Origin of the sequence: Bradyrhizobium cosmicum (assembly GCF_032290525.1) — a bacterium.
GTDB classification, from domain to species: domain Bacteria; phylum Pseudomonadota; class Alphaproteobacteria; order Rhizobiales; family Xanthobacteraceae; genus Bradyrhizobium; species Bradyrhizobium cosmicum_A.
Map to the genome: position 1 here is coordinate 1 of NZ_JASXTA010000329.1, position 261 is coordinate 261.

1 protein-coding gene is annotated in these 261 nt (G+C 49.0%); it reads left to right on the plus strand.

What is annotated here, in order from left to right; all coding sequences use genetic code 11:
• The coding region (locus QSV46_RS40135; protein WP_314964181.1) for a hypothetical protein at nt 1-214 on the plus strand (214 nt) is incomplete at its 5' end.
• Nucleotides 215-261: the final 47 nt, after the last annotated feature.

The window sequence follows — 261 nt, forward strand, 5'->3', positions numbered from 1 at the left end:
TGATCAGTCTTACATATTTCACGTGTATCTTACTTTGCAAAACGACGGCCAGCGGCGGGTTTATCATTTCGTCGGCCATTACCGCGCTCTCCGGACTCAGGAACTCGTCGATTTGCTCAAGCAATTGGGATTCGAGCATGTTCAGGTTCTGCCGCCGAACGAAAGGGGCTACTACCAGACTATTGTGAAGGGAGTTAAGACGGAAGCGGTCTAATGCCGAGAGAAGAAAGTGATTCCTCAAGCAATTCCAACTCGTAGGAT